Raw genomic sequence first — 18395 nt, 5'->3', positions numbered from 1 at the left:
ACGCCGGATGCCGGCGTATTGAATCTGACAGATAGCGTCGAGGCATCATGAAACAGATCACCATTGCAATTTGCAATTACAACTACGAGCACTTTCTAGGTGCGGCGATCGACTCCGCGTTAGCGCAGGACTATCCGGCGACCAAGGTCATGGTGATCGACGATGGTTCGACCGATGGCTCCCGCGCGTTGATGGAAAGCTACGGCAGTCGCATTCTGTCGGTCTGCAAGGAAAATGGCGGACAGGTCTCCGCGTACAACCACGCGATCGGCTTTATCGATAGCGAATTCGTGATCTTTCTCGATTCGGACGACGTGCTCTACCCGGGCGCGGCGTCCGAAGTGATGCGACTATTTGAAAACAGCGCGTGGGCAAAAGTGCAGTTCCGTCTCGACGTGATGGACGGCGATGGCCAATTGACCGGCGCGTTCGTGCCGCACAGCGAGCCGCCGGCCGACTGCGGCAAGCTGTTGCGCGGGGGGTGGCTTTATCCGTCGCCGCCCGCGTCGGGCAATGCTTACCGTGTCAGTTCGCTGCGGCGGATCTTTCCGGTTCCCGAAGAAGGCGTGAATCGTTACGGCGCGGACTTTTACGCGATCTATGGCGTCGCGCTGACCGGGCCGATTGCTAACCTGCCGAAGTCTTTAGGTGGTTACCGCGTGCATAACGCCGACGGCGAATCGGTGTCGTTCGCGAACTCCGAACAGCCGACCAAAGCGCCGCGTGCGTTCAACATGCGTTGGGCGATCCTCAGGAACATTGCGCGGGACCGCCTCGACATCGAACTTCCACCGGGATTTCTGGACTTTTCGCATGAAAAAGCGACGTTCTGCTCGAGTCTCTATCGAGCCAAACTGCTGTCGCGCTGGAGCTGGATGTTGCATGACTCGCACAACTATCTGCACACGATCGTGGCGAATCCATTCTGGAGTCTGAAGAAAAAGCTCGGCACGCTCGTGCTTTCGAGTCTGTGTCTGGTGCCTTACTCGCCGCTGTCCGACTTCGCCGTGCGTTATATCGCCAACCCGCTCGCGCGTCGCCGCGCGGCCGGGCGCTGAAGTCGGGAGTCATGGAGGACGGCATGGATAGACGAGCACGCGCCAACGTCATCGCGTTTGTGTACGGCGGATACCTGATGAGGTACGTGTACCTGATCATCGTGGTGCCGTTTTATGGCCGCGTGCTTGGCGTCGCCGAGTACGGACGGGTCCTTGCGTCGATGTCGCTGATGAACGTGATCTGGATGCTCGTCAGCTACGGATTCACGTTCGTCGGCATGCGCGAGGTATCGAAAGCGCACTCGGCGCAGGAATGCAACCAGATCTACTCGCTGCACGTCAGCGCGAGGTTGCTACTGGCCGCGGGCGGCGCCGTGATCGGCGTCGTGGCGACGTTGAGTTCGCCGGTACTATCCGAGCGGCCGCTGATCGGCCTGCTCGCGACCGTGCTCGGCATCGTGTCGGCACTGAATCTGGGCTGGCTGTTTCAGGGGCGTCAGTACTTTCGAACCCCGATCATGATCGAGGTGTTCGGCTTCGCGGTCAGCCTCGTGCTGGTGCTGACTTTCGTCAAAGGTCCGGGCGACGCGGTATGGGTGCTTGCGAGTCTGCTGATTGCTGGCATAGCGTCGTCGATCATTTCATATGGGCTGACGACGTGGCAGCTTGGCCTGCCGCGTCTGAGCTTATCGGGCGTCGCGCCGCTCGTGCGCAGCTCGACGATGCTGTTCTGCTATTCATCCGGCTCAGTGGTGCTCACCGCATCGTCGACCTATCTGTTGACGCTATTGTCCACGCCCGCTGAGGTCGGTTATTTCGGCGCGGCCGAGCGCTTCGCGACGATCGGACTGAGTCTGATGGGCCCAGCGGCTCAGGTCTTTATTCCGACGATAACCCGGCAACTCTCGCTCGGCGACAAGGACGGCGCGCGCGTGACGACGCGTCACGGCGCGACGCTACTTCTCGGCTATGGACTGCTGGCTTTTTGTGGCGCGCTGGCGCTGTCGCCTTTCGTGCTGCCTTTGATTCTGGGTCCCGCATTCGAACCGAGTGCGCATGTGCTGCAGATATTCGCATGGATGTTTCCGTTCGCGGCCTTCAACGAGTTCGTCGCGTTCTATGTATTCGTGCCACGCAAGAAAGACCGGTTGCTCGCCATTTGCGGCGTGGCATCGGGGCTCGTCAATCTGTGCTCCGCACTGGCGCTGGCGCCGCATTTCGGCGCGATAGGCATGGCGTGTGCGCGGGTGATCGGCGAAGGTACGTTGGCGATGATTTTGCTAGGCGTGATGATCCGCCTCGAACTGATCGGTCTGGTGCCCGGCGCTGAGCGGGCACTGGGGCGGGTTCGCATGGCGTTCGGGCTTCGCGCTCAGGCACCGGCCGGCAAGGATGATTGACGCGTTGCGTTACATGGATTTACCGACGGTAGGGTTGGAATGTCACAGGAGGTCGCAGTGAAAGTCGCTATTGTTCACGATTGGCTGGTAGTGTCGGCGGGCGCCGAAAAAGTATTGAAGAACATCATCGAGTGCTTCCCCGATGCGGACATCTTCTCGATTGTCGATTTTCTCGAAGACCGCGAGTGCGTGAAGGGAAAGTCCGTCAATACATCGTTCATCCAGCGGATGCCGTTTGCGCGAAGGCGTTATCGCGCCTATCTGCCATTGATGCCGATTGCGATCGAGCAGATCGATCTGTCTGCCTACGACCTCGTCATTTCCAGCTCGCACGCGGTGGCAAAAGGCGTGCTGACCGGGCCGAACCAGGTGCATATCAGCTACATTCATTCGCCGATCCGCTATGCGTGGGACCTGCAGCATCAATACCTGCGGGAATCGCATCTGGACCGAGGCCTGCGCTCGGCGCTCGCCAGGGTACTGCTGCATTACATTCGCGGCTGGGATGCGCGTTCGGCGAATGGCGTCGATTACCTGGTCGCCAATTCGCAATTCATTGCCCGGCGAATTCGCAAAGCGTATCAACGCGATGCGACGGTGATCTATCCGCCGGTCGATCTGGCGAATATGAAGCTCGGCACGCAGAAGGAAGATTTCTATGTAACGGCGTCGCGCATGGTGCCTTACAAACGTATCGATCTGATCGTGCAGGCGTTTTCACAAACGCCGGAGCGCAAGCTCGTCGTGATCGGCGACGGTCCCGAAATGAAGAAGGTCAGAGCGGTTGCCGGTGACAACGTGCAAATCCTCGGACATCAACCGTCCGATGTTCTGATCGACCATTTGCGCCGCGCTCGTGCATTCGTATTCGCGGCCGAGGAAGATTTCGGCATTTCGGTGGTGGAAGCACAGGCGTGCGGCACGCCGGTTATTGCGTTCGGCAGGGGCGGTGCGCTCGAATCGGTCGTGGGCCTGCCGCTCGAGCGTGCTACCGGAGTATTTTTTGGCGAGCAGACTACCGATTCGCTGCTCGAAGCGGTGAGCCACTTCGAGAGCAATCGCGACGCTTTCGATCCGCGCCAGTGCCGCAAGAATGCCGAGCGCTTTTCAACGGAGAACTTCAAGAAGGCGCTGACCAGTTTCGTCGATTCGCGCCTTCCCTACGCGTGTGTCGAACAGTTTCTGCCGTATCAGGCGAGCGAGCCGCTATCGGTCGAACGTCACCTTGCCGACGTCACGCCCTGAGACGGGCGCTGCGCGACGACAGTGGTCGCCGCCTTGCGCGGCACCCGCGGATCGAACGCGGGCACCCTTGATGCGAGCGGTCGCGCTGCGATCAGCAGCGAGATGACCAGAGAAAGAATCAGAACATTCGACGGCGTGACCAGCCGGTGTTCGGTCGCCGACATCACCAGCAGGCAGATCGACGCAATCTCGACGAAGCGATAAGCCGCAAAGTTTCGACCCCCGTCAGCCAGCGCGGAAAATGCCGCCCCCTGCTTGCTCCATTCGATCAGCTTCCAGTAGAAAGCAAGCATCAACATCAAGCCGACCACGCCGAGCTCCGCGAGGATGTTCAGATACGAGTTGTGCGCGTGAGAGTCGCTATGTTCGACCACGATGTTCGACGGCACGCTGAACAGATGAAAGTACGATGCAAGCGTGCCGATGTGATCGTCGAATGAGCCGAAGCCGAGACCGACAATCGGGCTCTGTTCGAAATAGGTCAGCGCACGCGGCCACAGCCATTCATAGCGGATGTTCAGATTGGCCACCTTCGCGTCCTGATTGTGGATCGAGAACGTATAGCCCATGTAATCGACGGTCGGGTCGGTATGGTAAAGCGCGATCGATACCGAGGCGACCAGCATGATCGCGATCAGCGACGCCAGTACCCAGCGCTTGCGGCCGAAATACAGATACGGCAATACCGCCAGCGCGCCGAGCAGCGAGCCGCGGCTATAGGTGGAAAACAGCATCAACGCATTGCAGCCGATTAGCGCGAGCGTCCATTTGCTGCGCTTTTGCAGGTAGCAGGCCACGCCCAGACTGAACAGCATCGCAAAGAAGCCGCCGGCGGCGTTGCGGGCAATGAAATAGCTGCCGAAGCTGTCATTCGGATTCACGAAGATGCTCAGCAGACCATTTTGCGCAATGTAGTACGCGTACATCGGCAGATTGACGATCACCGCGAATGTGAAGAATGCGCGAAGTACTTTGTTCAGATCCCAGCGATGCGCATACAAACAGCCGGCAAAAATGGGTGCATACGAAATGAAGAAATTGCCATCGCGGCGGTAAAAATCGAATTCGAGGAAAGATTGCGGATTGTAGAGCAGCGTCGAAACGATCGCGAACGCAGTGAAGGCCGTCAGCGGCGCGATAAAAGAAGGATAGCTGCGGCCGACGAAGCGCCACCAGCAGAACAGCAGCGGGACAAACCCGATCGCACTGATCGGCACCAGATTGGTGACGGTCAGAAACAGAGCGAGCAGCGAGATATAGGCCATTGCAACTCCAGAAAAAAACGGATCGCGCACGTCGACGATGGGCTCGTGCACTGGACGATGGCATCAATTGAAAAGCGGGAAGCTCGCATGGCTTCCGCGCCGAACGGCATGGGTGGGACCGGGTCTTTCCACACGAGGTTTCCGCACGGATTTTCCGCATCCTCGTGCGGTTATGACATGAAAACGGACCAGAACGTTCGTATAAACGGTAGCACGTGTAGTGCCCGATTTCCAATCTTCTCCCGTTTTCTCCAGTCGTCTGCAATAGAAGTGCAAGCTCTTTCATCGATTGGCGAAATGAGGCCGCCAGGCTGAGCCAAAATCTCCGCTGTTCGCGCCACAAGTTCAGGGTAAGGGTTTGCTCTGACTAAGATGAATCACATCGAGGTGCGATGTCGAACCGCGTAGTAAAGGGTAGTGAACGCCATCGCCCCATTCGTTCTTTTCGTTTCTTTCGTTTATCCGGTCGTTGTTGTCGAGCAGACCACCGCGATCCGGCCAATCTGGTTCCGTACTTTCCAATCGCGCTGGACATTGCCGGCACGTGCATCTTTTCACTGCGAACTGTACGGGCTGGTCTGGTCCATCCGACACGGACGTCCGGTCACACTAATCACATGAGACGGTTTCGGCGCACCCGGCGTCGCCACGCTTTTTCGCGTGGGCGTCGTCGATGAATTATTTGCGAACCGGGCTCAATGCGACGGAGTTAGAAATGGACAAAGTTGATGCAATAGCCGCCGCGACGAATGTCGAAACGACACTATCGAATTCGGCCACGGTCGATTCGCCGCCTCTCGTTCAGGTGATTCTCGCCGGCGGTTCCGGCACGCGGCTGTGGCCGGTGTCGCGCGAGCAGTTTCCCAAGCAGTTGATCGACGTGATCGGTAATCAGACGCTGCTGCAAGCAACGATGGGACGCATGGCGGGTTTTGAAGGCGCATGGGACATCGCGGCCGATCCGGTGATCGTGTGCGGCGCGGAGCATTATTTCGCCACTTACGAACAGGCGCGCGAGATCGGTGTGAATGCGCGCATCATCGTCGAGCCCGCGCGTCGCGATACCGCGCCCGCGCTGACGCTCGCCGCGTTGAGTGCCTACGCGGAAAACGACGACGCGATTCTGGTCGCGATGCCGGCCGATCATGCGATAGCGAACCTCGAAGCGCTGCACCAGGCGATCGATCTCGCGGCGAGCCACGCGCACAAGGGGGCGATCGTCACGCTCGGCGTGCCGCCCGAACGGCCCGATACAGGCTTCGGTTATATCCGGCTGGGCGGCGCATTGCGCGATGGCGCGCGCCATATCGAGCGCTTCGTCGAGAAACCGGCCGCTGAACTCGCGGCTCAGTACGTCAGCTCGGGCAATTACTGGTGGAACAGCGGCATCTTCGTGGTGCGCGCATCGGTGTGGCTCACGGTCATCGAGCAGTTCCAGCCCGACATGCACGCCGCTTGTGTTCACGCGTGGCGCAACGCGAAAAGAACTGACGAATGCGTGATGCCGGAAGCCGGCGAGTTCCTGAATTCGCCGTCGGACTCGATCGACTACGCGGTGATGGAACAACTCGGCAAGCGCGGCTCGAACTTCACCGGCGTGGTGGTGCCGTTGGAGGCTGGCTGGTCTGATCTGGGTTCGTGGGACGCGGTCTGGCAGGCGATGGAAAAGGACGAGTGCGGCAATGCATCGAACGGACGTGTGCTGTTCGAAGGCTCGAGCGCGACCTACGCGCGTTCGCAAGGCGGCAGGCTACTCGCCTGTGTCGGCACCCACAATCTGGTTGTGGTCGAAACCGACGACGCGGTGCTCGTTGCGGACCGCTCGCACGTGCAGGACGTCAAGACGCTGGTCTCGCGTATCCGCAGCGAGAAATCGCCGGAGGCCGATGCGCATCGAAAAGTGCGTCGCCCATGGGGCTTTTACGATTCGATCGATCACGGCGACCGCTTTCAGGTGAAGCGCATCGTCGTGATGCCGGGTGGACGGCTGTCGTTGCAGATGCACCATCACCGCGCGGAACACTGGGTGGTCGTGAGCGGCACCGCGCTGGTCACACGGGGTGAAGAGCAGTTTCTGCTCGGCGAGAACGAATCGACCTTCATCCCGCTGGGCGTGTGCCACCGGCTCGAAAACCCGGGCCGCGTACCGTTGCAGATCATCGAAGTTCAGTCCGGCGCCTATCTCGGCGAAGACGACATCGTCCGTTTCGACGACAAGTACGGGCGCTGCGGCTAATGCGAGCGAGTCGAACCGACACGTGTTTTGAGGAGGCTGCTATGCGATTGCTGACGGGTCTACTGGCAAGATTGTTCGACGTCGCGATGATCGTGGCGGGGGCTTGCGCGGCCTCGCAGATCCGTTTCGACGGCGGCTCGCAACGGGGTTTCTATTTCGCGTTCGTGGCGTTTGCCGCGGCCTTCGCGCTCGCGCTCTTTCCGGCACTCGGCGTGTATGAATCGTGGCGCGGCCGCTCGAAGCGGGCATTGGCAAGCCATGTCGCGTTGGGTTGGTTGCTCGTGCAGTGCTGCGCGATGGTGCTGATGTTTTCGTTGCACCGGATCGATTTCGTGTCGCGTCTATGGTTTGCGTACTGGACCGGCATCTCCGGTATCGCGATGATGGCCGGCCGGCTGGTGACGCACGCATTGCTCGGCCGCATGCGCTACGCGGGTATGAATCTGCAGCAGGTTGCGGTGGCCGCGTGCGGCGATCATTGCGACGAGGTGATCCGCAAGATCGCGATGGCGCCGGCAGCCGGCTTTCGCGCGAATGCGCTGTATAGCCTGAGCCCTGGCTGCAACATCGCGATGCGCTCGGCGGTGCAGGTGTTTGAAGAACATGACGCTTTCGCCCGCTACGTCAGGGAGCACAACATCGGCGAGGTATGGCTCGCGTTGCCGCTAACCGAAGAGCGCGCGATTTTGAAGCTGGTTGCGGAGTTTCGCAACGACCTGATCAATATCCGCTTCATGCCTGACGTCCGCGCGCTCGCGCTGTTCGAAGGCAGCATGACCGATCTGCTCGGTCTGCCGACGATCAATCTCGCTGCTTCGCCGTTGCCACCGAATGCATTGTTGAAAAAGGAACTGTTCGACCGACTGTTTGCGCTCGGCGCGTTGATGGCGATCTCGCCGATCCTTCTCGGCTGCGCGATTGCGGTCAAATTGAGTTCGCCCGGCCCGGTGTTTTTCAAGCAGCGCCGCAAAGGGGCTGACGGCCGCGTATTCACGATCTACAAATTTCGCACGATGCGATTGCACGAGCAGAAGCCTGGCATTCTCGAACAGGCGACGCGAGGCGATCCACGTATTACTGCGGTCGGCGCATTTCTGCGCCGGACCAGTCTCGACGAGCTGCCGCAGTTCTTTAACGTGCTGCGCGGCGATATGTCGGTCGTGGGGCCGCGTCCTCACGCAATCGAACACGACGATCTTTACCAGAACATCGTGTCCGGCTATATCCATCGCTACCGGATCAAGCCGGGTATTACCGGGTGGGCGCAGATCAATGGATTCCGGGGCGAAACCGACCGGTTGGAAAAAATGGAGGGCCGCGTCGCGCACGATCTTTACTACCTGAAAAACTGGTCGTTCTGGCTTGACGTCAAGATCATTCTGGCAACGATCTTCAAGGGACTGCATCATCCAAACGCTTACTAAAAATGCTAACAAATTTCGAGCATATCGCGAGACGATCCGCGAAGCGGGTCGCCCAGTACACATTTCATTGGGGGCACGGCGCGCAGGCGAGGAGGGTATTGCAGCTATTGGAAAAAAAGTACGGGAAGGCCGATCCGGCCAACCTGAAACTCGCGGACACGTATGCGTCCGACGTGTTCGGCGATGCGATCTACGCGCCGTGGCTTCGGGTCTACACCGCGTTTAGCGGCACCTTCAAGGAAGGCTGGATTCCGGACAACTACTATGCAAGCGTCGTGGTGCCGCATATGAAGGGCTGGTACGGCAGGATATCGAGTCTGAAGCCGCTGACGCGGTTGATCTTCGATGGTGACGCTTTTCCGGACATTGCCTATTTCGCCAATGGTCTGTTCTTCACGGCCGACAGTGTCGTGGTGCCGCAGTGCGACGTGAAAGAGATGGTTTTCGAACGCGTGGAGCGGGTAGTTTTCAAGCTCGACGGCTCGCGCCAGGGCGCGGGCGTTCATATCTTCGACAGAACGAATTTCGATCCCCAGTTCATCCGGTCGCTCGGTAATGGGGTGATACAGAAATTCATCATTCAACATCCGCTATTCGATGCGTTTGCATCCAAAGCGGTGGCGACGCTGCGTTTTACGACCGTGGTGGACGACACTGGCGATATTTCGATTCGCGCGTGTTTTCTGCGCCTCGGCAGGGCGGATGACACGCATATCAAGCCCGATCGCGAAGTCTGCGTGCCGGTCAGGCTCGCGACTGGCGAGCTAGGCGATGAAGGCTATATGAGCGATTGGGGCGCGACGGAAACGCATCCGGATTCAGGCGTGCGTTTTGCGGGTATCACGATTCCATCATTTGCGCAGTGCGTGGCGACCGTGCTCCGGCTGCACAGCAAGATTCCATTTGCGCGCTGCGTGGGCTGGGACCTGACTGTCGATGCGGACAATCGCGTGCAGGTGATGGAGTGGAACGGCGAGCACAACGATGTGAAGTTCAGCGAAGCCACGCAAGGTCCGTGCTTTTCGGATCTGAACTGGGAACGGCTTCGGGCCGTGCGCCGAGCTTCGCCCCGCAGATCAATAGCCTGAAGCCCGCGGAGGAACAGGCACGCAGCAGGAGACGCGACGTGAGCGAACAGTTGTGGTGCGTCCATATAGAAGGGCTGAACGACTTCATTGCGGTCGATTCAGAGGACTCTGCGCGGCACGAGGCGGCGACCATCAATGCGTATATCGACAGTGCCGGTAAAGATTCGCGCGCCGCGCTGATGCGCGCGGTCGCGCTCGAATGGCCGTTTAGCGCGCCGGCTCACGCTCGGGCGCTCGATGAAGACTGGCATGACCTGCAGCGTATGTCGCACCGGCGCGAGGCCACAGATGGTGCGAATCGCTCCGGCGGCGTGCTGGCCGATATTACAAGGCGGGTGAAGAAACTGATGACCGTCACGCACGCGGACCGGGAAGACGACGCGTAGCCCGGTTCCGTTTCAGGTCGCGACGCGCGTATCGGGGCGCTTGCGTCTGAGGGCGAGCGCGACGCCGCTCAAGGTCAATGCCATCGCGGCGAATTCCCGGAGGCCGAGCGGTTCGCCTAGCGATAGCGCCGCCGCGGCGATACCCATGATCGGCACGAGCAGCATGCCGATCGACGCAACCTCCGGCGGCAGATGACGCAGCGTCGCGAACCACGCCAGATAGCAGACGGCCATCGGCACCAGCGTCATATAGATCATCACCGCACGGCCCGCGCTATCGAGCGCATGGAAGTCCGGGTGCTCGACCAGCAATCCCACGATGGCCATCGGCACGCAGCCGATACCGACCTGCCATGCAACCAGCGTGATCGGCGGCACGGGAATCGGTGTGCGTGTGATGACGGTGCCGAGCGCGAACAATATGGCGGCGAGCAGCGCGAACATCACGCCGACGAGTTTGCCGCTATCGAATGCGAAACCCTGGCCGCCGAGCAGGACGACGACGCCCGCGAGTCCGAGTATCAGTGAGATAAAACCTTCGGCGGATGGCCGCCGCGACAGGATCGGCCACGCCAGCAGCATGGCCCAGATCGGCATCGTGTAGACGAGCAGCGCGCCTTCGCTGACGCTGAGCCATTTCATCGACATCGTCGAGAAGCCCATCCACGCGAACACGTTGGTGCTGGCCGCGAGCAGCACGCGCGGCAGCAGCCGGCGAGGAATCACGATACGTTCGCCCGCGCAGCGCGCGATCACGATCAGCAGCAGGGCCGCGACGATACCGGCGACGCCGCGCGAGAATAGCGGAGGCCACTCGCGCAGCAGTATTTTCATCGCGGGCCAGTTCACGGCCCAGCCGGTTGCGGTGACGAGCAGAAAAAACACCCCGGTCCAGCGCGTCGACTTCATTGAATAGTGTTTGACGGTTGTGCAAGGCCGCCATGTTACCGCGTACGGTGATTTTCCTGCGGCGCCGTCAGCACTTCTTTCGTTGCGTTCGTTGCATGTGCATTCAACGGCGCTATGCGGGCAGCGGCACGTCCTCGATCAACTCGGCGTTGAGCGCGCGAATTCTGCGATCGACGAAGTACCCGCCGCCTTCCACATAGCGCAGATAAAGACGGTTGCACGACGAGCATTGCCAGACACCGCAGCGGTTGTACGGGAAATAGCGCGGCGCGATCGGCGCGTTAGCGGCCCAGTAGGTGGTCTTGTCGGGCAGATATTCGCTGAATGTCGGTTCGGGATCGTCTTCCGGCATCAGCGTGCCGATTTCCTCGAACAGCGTTTCGTCGAGCGACAGTGGTTGCGATTGCCAGCCGTCGAGCGGCGTGCGAGTGCATTCGCACTCAGTGGTGGCGCGCTGTTGCGCGGCGCGCGCGAGTTCGAGCAGGGTTGCGGCGTTCAGATATTGCGCCATGTAGTTAATGGTCGTGGTTCATGATCCGTTCATCATCCGGTCCCGTTGCGCGGCGACCCAGGTCCGGTCGAACGTGCCGTTCGCAATCGACGCAAGCGCGGCCGCTTCCTTCGCCTGCTGCCGCCGCGCGCCTTCGATCACCGCATCGACGTCGGCGGGTGGGATCGCAAGCAGACCGTCCTCGTCGCCGACAATGATATCGCCTGGATGCACGACCATGCCACCCACGGTGACCGGGACGTTGATTTCGCCCGGCCCGTTCTTGTAGGGGCCGCGATGCGTGACGCCGCGCGCGTACACCGGGAAATCTCGCTCGCGCAACGCGCCGACGTCGCGAATCGCGCCGTCGATCACGAGACCCTGCACGCCGAGGCTTGCCGCGAAGGTTGCCATGATCTCGCCCATCAGCGCCTGGGTCAGATCGCCGGCGCCGTCGATGACGAGCACGTCACCCGGCCGGCAGAACTCGAACGCGCGATGAATCGCGAGATTGTCGCCGGGTCGTGTACGAATCGTCAGCGCGGTACCGGCCATCGGCTTGGGCCGATGAAACGGTTGCAGGCCGACCGTGCCGCTCGCGCGCGCCATGTTGTCGCTGAGCAGCGATACCGCAAGTTCACGCAATGCAGCCAGCGTCGCCGCGCTGGCCTGCGGCGCGCACGCGTATTCGCGCCATCCCAATGGATTCATACCGTTGCTCCCCGTGTGGTGAATTGCTTATCGAGTTGATCCGACAGCCGCGTATACACGCGCCGCGCGTTGCCTTCGTAGATGCGTTGCCGGTCCGCTTCACTGAGCCATTCGATTGCATCGATATAGCGGCGCGTGTCGTCGTAGTAGTGACCGGTGCGCGGATCGATGCCTTGCACCGCGCCGATCGTTTCCGACGCGAACAGAATGTTCTCGACCGGAATCACCTTCGCGAGCAATTCCGCGCCGGGCTGGTGATACACGCAGGTATCGAAGAACACGTTCTTCAGCAGATGCTCTTCGAGCAGCGGCTGCTTCATGTCCTGCGCGAGTCCGCGATAACGGCCCCAGTGATAAGGCACCGCGCCGCCACCGTGCGGAATGATGAAGCGCAGCGTCGGGAAGTCCGCGAACAGATTGCCTTGCAATAGCTGCATGAACGCCGACGTATCGCCGTTCAGATAGTGCGCGCCGGTCGCATGGAAATTCGGGTTGCACGACGACGACACGTGAATCATCGCGGGCACGTCGAGATCCACCATCGCTTCATACAGCGGATACCAGCTGCGATCGGTGAGCGGCAAGCCGCTCCAGTGTCCGCCGGACGGATCGGGATTCAGGTTGCAGCCGATAAAGCCGAGTTCTTCCACGCAGCGCCGCAATTCGCCGATGCAATTGGCGGGCGCGACGCCGGGCGCTTGCGGCAATTGGCACACGCCGACGAAGTTGCGCGGAAACATCTCGCACACACGCTGCACGAGGTCGTTGCATTCGCTCGACCAGTGCGCATTGGCGTCAGCGGTGGCGAGATGATGGCCCATGCCGGCCGCGCGCGGCGAGAAGATCGTCAGATCAGTGCCGCGTTCCCGTTGCACGCGCAACTGGCCGGTTTCGATGCTTTCGCGAATCTGGTCGTCGCTGATAAAGGGACGTGGCGGTGGCGCGAGACCGTCTTTCAGCGCGGCGATCTGCTGTTTGCGCCACGCTTCGTGCTGCGGCGGAGAGGTCGTGTAATGACCGTGGCAATCGATAATCATGTAGGCAATGACCTTTCTACAGTTGCGTTCGGTGCATGTGTTTCGAAGCGGGCTTCAAACTCGCGGAGCGGCATCGCCGGGCGCGAGCGATGCGGCTTCCTCGTCGGCCGGCGTAACCCGCATCACCAGCGCGATGATCGTCGCGACGACCAGAAATGCCGCGATCGTCAACAGCGCGAGCTTGAAGTTGCCGGTCGCGCTGCGCACCAGCCCGATGCTCCACGGCCCGACCAGGCCGCCGAATTGCGCGATCGTATTGATCAGCGCGATCGTCGCCGCGCCCGCCGCGCCGGTTCTGAACGACGAGGCGAGACTCCAGAACAGCGGATTGCCCGCGTAGATAAAGAGGCCGGTCAGGCACAGCAGCGCATAGGCGATCACGGGATTCGGCGCATATGCGCTGCCGGCAATCGCGAGCGCGCTCATGCCGTACACGAACGCGAGATGCTTCTTGCGGTCGCCGGTGCGGTCGGAACTGCGGCTGATCAGGAAGGTGCCCAATACGCCGAGCAGCGGCGGCGCGGCCGATAGAAAACCGACTTCGATATTGCTCAGGTTGCCCAGGCTCTTGACGATCTGCGGCAGCCACAGAAACAGCCCGTAAATGCCGACCAGCGCGCAGCCGAACAGGCAGGCGAGGCTCCATACGCGGATATCGCTCGCGACCCGCAGCAGCGGAAAATGCCGGTTGCCACCGACTGCTTCACGTTCGGCGGCGAGCGTCGCTTCCAGCCAGTTCTTTTCCGCGCTCGACAGCCAGTTCGCGTCGGCGGGACGCTCGGTCAGGATGCGCAGCGTCAGCACGCCCAGCAGCATCGCGGGCAGGCCTTCGAGAATGAACATCCATTGCCAGCCGGCGAGACCGAAAATACCGTTCGCGTAGGTCATCAGCATGGTCGAAATGGGACCGCCGAGCACCGCGGAAAACGAGCCCGCGATGATATAGCCGCCGACCGCGCGCGCCCGGTAGCGTACCGGGAACCATTTGGTCAGATAGACCGCGATGCCGGGCAGAAAGCCCGCTTCCATCACGCCGAGCAGAAAGCGCAGCACATAGAAGCTCGTATCGTTGAATACGAACGCGGTCGCGGCGGCCACCGCGCCCCACGTCAGCAGAATGCGCGCGATCCACACACGCGCGCCGACGCGATGCAGAATCAGATTGCTCGGCACTTCGAGCAGCATATAGCCGACGAAAAAGATGCTGCCGGCGAACCCGAACACCGCTGGACTGAAGCCTAGCTGCTTGTTCATGTCCAACGCGGCGAAACCGATATTGATCCGGTCGAGATAATTGACGAACATCATCGCGAAGAGCATGGGCATCAAACGCCCATACACTTTGCGCATCGTTGCGGCTTCATCGAATGCGGTCATGCTGTCTCCGTCCCATGCGCGGACGGCTGTCGCCGTCGCTGCGTTTTGTCGTATGTGCGCCTGATGATGCAATCGGCGTACCGCCCATGATAGGAACGCACGGGCCGGGAGTCCAAGACCGCTTGCTTATGCTTGTATAGGCTTTTGCTTATAGTGCGGCGTCGCTGAGCGGCGCCGGCAGACATTCAAGGAACGCGCGCAGATGCGGTGAGGCATCGTCGGTGCGGAAGGTGGCCGCCAGCGTCGAGCGGTGCGACGAACCCGGCCCCGCCAGATGACGGAACACAACATCGGTACGTCCATGACGCGCGACCGATTCACCGACCACGGTCACGCCGAGCCCTGCCGCGACGAGCGCGATGGCTGTCTGGATTTCGTAAGCTTCGTGCGCGACGAGCGGCGTCACGCCGGCATCGCGATACAGCGATTGCACCGAGCGCTTGAATGGCGCATTCAGATGCTTCGGATAAAGAATCAGCGGCGTATCGGCGAGATCGGCGATACGCACCGTTTTGCGTGCGGCGAGCGGATGGCCCGCTTCCAGCACGACCATCACACGCTCGCGCAGCAGCGTGACCGACGTGCAGCCTTCAGCGGCCAGCGGTTGCCGGCCGATGCCGATATGGATGCGCAGGTCGCGCAGCGCATCGGTCTGTTCCTCGGTGAGCATTTCGAACAGCTTCAGTTCGACCTGCGGATACGCCTTGTGGAATTTTTTCAACGCGGGCGGTAATACGCTGTACATCGATGAGCGCGTAAAGCCGATGCTCAGCCAGCCGCGCCGGCCGATGCCGATTTCCTGCGCGGCCAGCGCCATCTGGTCCAGCGAGCCGAGTATCTGGCGCGCTTCGGTGCACAGATAGTGTCCCGCCTCGGTCAGCATCAGCGGCCGCCGCGCGCGATCGACCAGTTGCGTGCCGAGTCTTTCTTCCAGCGAACGGATCTGTTGGCTCAGCGCGGGTTGCGCGATATGCAGCCGTTCGGCCGCGCGGCTGAAATTGAGCTCCTCCGCGAGAATCACGAAGCATTGAAGGGCCCTGAGATTCATATCCGTATTCCTGTCATGACCGGTTGCGATGAATCCGCATAAGGATCGCGAGCGATAACTTTAACGAATCGGCCGATTCGAATTAATCAGTGGTCAGTGACTGGATAGTTTCGCACACTAGCGATTGTCGCCCGATGGGCAGGATGGCCGTGACGGTCGTCGCGATGCCCGCCGTGCCCTTAAAAAACCAGGAGACGATGCATGACGATGACCGCGAGCCCGGTGCTCGACAGCGCGATTGCCAAAGCGCGCACGAGACTGCTGCCTTTTCTGATCCTGATGTATATGCTGGCTTTTCTCGATCGCGCGAACGTCGGCTTTGCGAAGAACGTGCTGCAGGCCGACACCGGCCTGAGCGATGCGGCATTCGCATTCGGCGCGGGCATTTTCTTCGTCGGCTATGCGGTATTCGAGGTGCCGAGCAATCTGCTGATGTACCGCTTCGGCGCGCGGATCTGGATGAGCCGCATCATGGTGACGTGGGGCATCGTGTCCGCGTGCACCGCGTTGGTCGATAGCGCGACGAGTTTCTATGTGCTGCGCACGCTGCTCGGGATTGCCGAGGCGGGTTTCTTCCCCGGCATCATCCTGTTCCTGTCGAACTGGTTTCCGGCCAGAACGCGTGCGCAGACCGTCGGCATGTTCTATTTCGGCTTTCCGCTCGCGATGCTGTTCGGCAGTCCGATGTCGGGTCTATTGCTCGATGCGGCCAGTCCGTTCGGCATGCATCCGTGGCAGTGGCTGTTCGTCGTCGAGGGACTGGCCGCGTCGGTGGTGGGTGTCGTCGCTTACTTCTATCTGACCGACCGGCCCGCGCAGGCGAACTGGCTCGATGACGCGCAGCGCAAAGCACTCGATCACGCGCTGCGCGAGGAGGACCGCCGGAAGCTCGCGCATGGCCCCGCGTCGGTGCTCGCCGCGCTGCGCGATTCGCGCGTGCTGTTCTGCAGCGCGATCTACTTTGCCGTGCAGATGAGCGTATACGGTGTCGTGTTCTATCTGCCGACGCGTGTCGCCGCGCTCGCGAGCGGCGGCCACGTGGGCGTCGAGGTCGGGCTGCTCACCGCGATTCCGTGGATTGCCGCGATCATCGGCACGTTCTGCGTGACACGTTTCGCCGACCGGCATGGCTATCACCGGCAGTGGGCTGCGGCGATGCTGGTGCTCGCCGCACTCGGGATCGCCGCATCGGCGATGACTTCGTCGGTGGCGTTGGCGATCGCGGCGTTCTGTGTCGCGGCGATCGGCTTCGTCTGCGTGCAGCCGCTGTTCTGGACGCTACCGACCGGCTATCTCGGCGGCGCGGCTGCCGCTGGCGGGATCGCGCTGATCAATTCGATCGGCAATCTCGGCGGCTTCGTCGCGCCGAATCTGAAGGGCCTCGCCGAACACATGATCGGCTCGCCGCAGGCGGGCATGTTCTCGCTCGCGGTGGTCGGCATGATCGGCGCATTGCTGCTGCTCGTGTTTCGCTTCGCGCCGCGCCTATCCACGCCGACATCCACCGCCGCTCCCCATCGCGGCGGTCCGCTCGGCGAGCGCGCGGGCCATTGACTCGGGTCATTCACTCTTCACGGCATTCTTTTCAAGGAATCGTTGCAGATGAAAATCACGCATATCCGTACGCGCGTCTTCGAATGGAAAGGCAAGGTCGTGCCGCCGCAAGCGCATTTCTGCACGAACGCGGTCGATATTCTTTACGAGCGCGGCGATGCAATGGGTTCGTTTCGCTTCCACGGCTGGCTCGTGGTGGAAATCGAATGCGACGACGGCACGGTCGGCATCGGCAATTGCGCACTCGCGCCGCGCATCGCCAAACAGATCATCGACGAATACCTCGCGCCGATTGCAATTGGCGAAGATCCATTCGACAACGAGTACATCTGGCAGAAGATGTATCGCCGCACTCTTGCGTGGGGCCGCAAAGGCATCGGCATGGCGGCAATTTCCGCGGTCGATATCGCGCTGTGGGACATCATGGGCAAGGCCGTGAAAAAGCCGGTATTCAAGCTGCTCGGCGGCCGCACGAAAGAGAAGATCTGGTGCTATGCGTCGAAGCTCTATAACAACGACGATCGCGATGCGTTTCTCGGTGAAGCGCAAGGCTATCTGGACAGCGGCTTTACCGCACTGAAAATGCGCTTCGGTTACGGGCCGAAGGACGGCCCGCAAGGCATGGCGAAAAACCTCGAACAGGTGCGGCTATTGCGCGAGCTGGCCGGCGACGAGGTCGACATCATGGTCGAGTGCTATATGGGCTGGACGCTCGAATACGCGCGCCGGATGCTGCCGCGTCTCGCCGAATTCAATCCGCGCTGGATCGAGGAGCCGGTTATCGGTGACGATATCGAAGGCTATCAGGAACTGAAGAAGATGAATCTGATACCGGTGTCGGGCGGCGAACACGAGTTCACCAGCTATGGCTTCAAGGATCTGCTCGAACGCCGCGCGCTCGATGTGATCCAGTACGACACGAATCGCGTCGGCGGCATTACGGCCGCGCGCAAGATCAATGCAATGGCCGAAGCGTGGTCGGTGCCGGTGATTCCGCACGCGGGGCAAATGCACAATTACCATCTGACGATGTCGAGTACCGCGAGCCCGATGTCGGAGTTCTTTCCGGTGTTCGACGTCGAAGTGGGCAACGAATTGTTCTACTACATCTTCGATGGCGAACCGCAGCCGGAGAACGGTTATCTGCAACTATCGGACGATGTGCCGGGCCTCGGCATTACGTTGAGCGATAAGTATCTTGCCGACTTTAATATCGTCGAGTGAGTC

At 60.8% G+C, this 18395-nt stretch carries 16 protein-coding genes; 9 read left to right on the top strand and 7 right to left on the bottom strand.

Going from position 1 to position 18395, the window contains the following annotated elements; translation table 11 throughout:
- Positions 1–47 precede the first annotated feature (47 nt).
- From L0U82_RS28140 to L0U82_RS28130, 3 genes are read left to right on the top strand one after another with little or no spacing between them, the layout of a single operon-like run.
- Positions 48–1058: a glycosyltransferase family 2 protein gene (locus L0U82_RS28140; RefSeq protein WP_233836249.1), complete on the top strand. Its 1011-nt coding sequence runs from the start codon at positions 48–50 to the stop codon at positions 1056–1058.
- Between the two features lie 23 nt (positions 1059–1081).
- Positions 1082–2398, top strand: coding sequence for an oligosaccharide flippase family protein (locus L0U82_RS28135; protein ID WP_233836248.1), 1317 nt, complete (start codon positions 1082–1084; stop codon positions 2396–2398).
- 57 nt (positions 2399–2455) lie between these two features.
- Positions 2456–3643, top strand: a complete 1188-nt coding sequence (locus L0U82_RS28130; protein WP_233836247.1) for a glycosyltransferase family 4 protein — start codon at positions 2456–2458, stop codon at positions 3641–3643.
- Here the strand turns inward: L0U82_RS28130 and L0U82_RS28125 are convergent.
- Positions 3619–4908 carry an O-antigen ligase family protein gene (locus L0U82_RS28125; RefSeq protein ID WP_233836246.1) on the bottom strand — a complete coding sequence of 430 codons (1290 nt, stop codon included), beginning with the start codon at positions 4906–4908 and terminating at the stop codon, positions 3619–3621. The two genes, L0U82_RS28130 and L0U82_RS28125, sit on opposite strands and share 25 nt — an antisense overlap.
- Positions 4909–5623: 715 nt before the next feature.
- Here L0U82_RS28125 and L0U82_RS28120 point away from each other — a divergent pair.
- The 4 genes from L0U82_RS28120 to L0U82_RS28105 are packed head-to-tail and all read left to right on the top strand — an operon-like array spanning position 5624 to position 10042.
- On the top strand, positions 5624–7144 hold the full coding sequence (locus L0U82_RS28120; RefSeq protein WP_233836245.1) for a mannose-1-phosphate guanylyltransferase/mannose-6-phosphate isomerase: 1521 nt from the start codon (positions 5624–5626) through the stop codon (positions 7142–7144).
- Between the two features lie 41 nt (positions 7145–7185).
- Positions 7186–8568 (top strand): undecaprenyl-phosphate glucose phosphotransferase, encoded by a 1383-nt coding sequence (locus L0U82_RS28115; protein WP_233836244.1) that lies wholly within the window; start codon positions 7186–7188, stop codon positions 8566–8568.
- Between the two features lie 2 nt (positions 8569–8570).
- Positions 8571–9656 (top strand): sugar-transfer associated ATP-grasp domain-containing protein, encoded by a 1086-nt coding sequence (locus tag L0U82_RS28110; RefSeq protein WP_442793672.1) that lies wholly within the window; start codon positions 8571–8573, stop codon positions 9654–9656.
- Positions 9657–9694: 38 nt separating this feature from the next.
- Positions 9695–10042, top strand: a complete 348-nt coding sequence (locus L0U82_RS28105; RefSeq protein ID WP_233836241.1) for a hypothetical protein — start codon at positions 9695–9697, stop codon at positions 10040–10042.
- A 12-nt stretch (positions 10043–10054) separates the two neighbouring features.
- Here the strand turns inward: L0U82_RS28105 and L0U82_RS28100 are convergent, their stop codons facing one another.
- The 6 genes from L0U82_RS28100 to L0U82_RS28075 form a co-directional block, all read right to left on the bottom strand.
- Positions 10055–10951 (bottom strand): DMT family transporter, encoded by an 897-nt coding sequence (locus tag L0U82_RS28100; protein WP_233836240.1) that lies wholly within the window; start codon positions 10949–10951, stop codon positions 10055–10057.
- Positions 10952–11063: 112 nt separating this feature from the next.
- Complete coding sequence (locus L0U82_RS28095; RefSeq protein WP_233836239.1) at positions 11064–11462, bottom strand: hypothetical protein; 399 nt, start codon at positions 11460–11462, stop codon at positions 11064–11066.
- 18 nt (positions 11463–11480) lie between these two features.
- Complete coding sequence (locus L0U82_RS28090; RefSeq protein WP_233836238.1) at positions 11481–12152, bottom strand: RraA family protein; 672 nt, start codon at positions 12150–12152, stop codon at positions 11481–11483.
- Complete coding sequence (locus L0U82_RS28085) at positions 12149–13189, bottom strand: amidohydrolase family protein (protein WP_233836237.1); 1041 nt, start codon at positions 13187–13189, stop codon at positions 12149–12151. The genes L0U82_RS28090 and L0U82_RS28085 overlap by 4 nt, the downstream gene beginning before the upstream one ends.
- 54 nt (positions 13190–13243) lie before the next feature.
- Positions 13244–14566: an MFS transporter gene (locus tag L0U82_RS28080; RefSeq protein ID WP_233836236.1), complete on the bottom strand. Its 1323-nt coding sequence runs from the start codon at positions 14564–14566 to the stop codon at positions 13244–13246.
- A 148-nt stretch (positions 14567–14714) separates the two neighbouring features.
- Entirely contained in the window at positions 14715–15614 is a 900-nt protein-coding gene (locus tag L0U82_RS28075; RefSeq protein WP_233836235.1) for a LysR family transcriptional regulator, read from the bottom strand.
- Positions 15615–15815: 201 nt separating this feature from the next.
- On the opposite strand from L0U82_RS28075, the gene L0U82_RS28070 reads away from it, so the two are divergent.
- A complete protein-coding gene (locus L0U82_RS28070; RefSeq protein ID WP_233836233.1) occupies positions 15816–17168 on the top strand; it encodes an MFS transporter in 1353 nt (450 codons plus the stop codon).
- Positions 17169–17216: 48 nt separating this feature from the next.
- Positions 17217–18392 carry an L-rhamnonate dehydratase gene (locus tag L0U82_RS28065; RefSeq protein WP_233836232.1) on the top strand — a complete coding sequence of 392 codons (1176 nt, stop codon included), beginning with the start codon at positions 17217–17219 and terminating at the stop codon, positions 18390–18392.
- Positions 18393–18395: the final 3 nt, after the last annotated feature.

Source organism: Paraburkholderia sp. ZP32-5, assembly GCF_021390495.1.
GTDB lineage: Bacteria > Pseudomonadota > Gammaproteobacteria > Burkholderiales > Burkholderiaceae > Paraburkholderia.
Note: the sequence above shows the minus strand (reverse complement) of the source record. Positions and strands in the feature narration are given on the sequence as shown.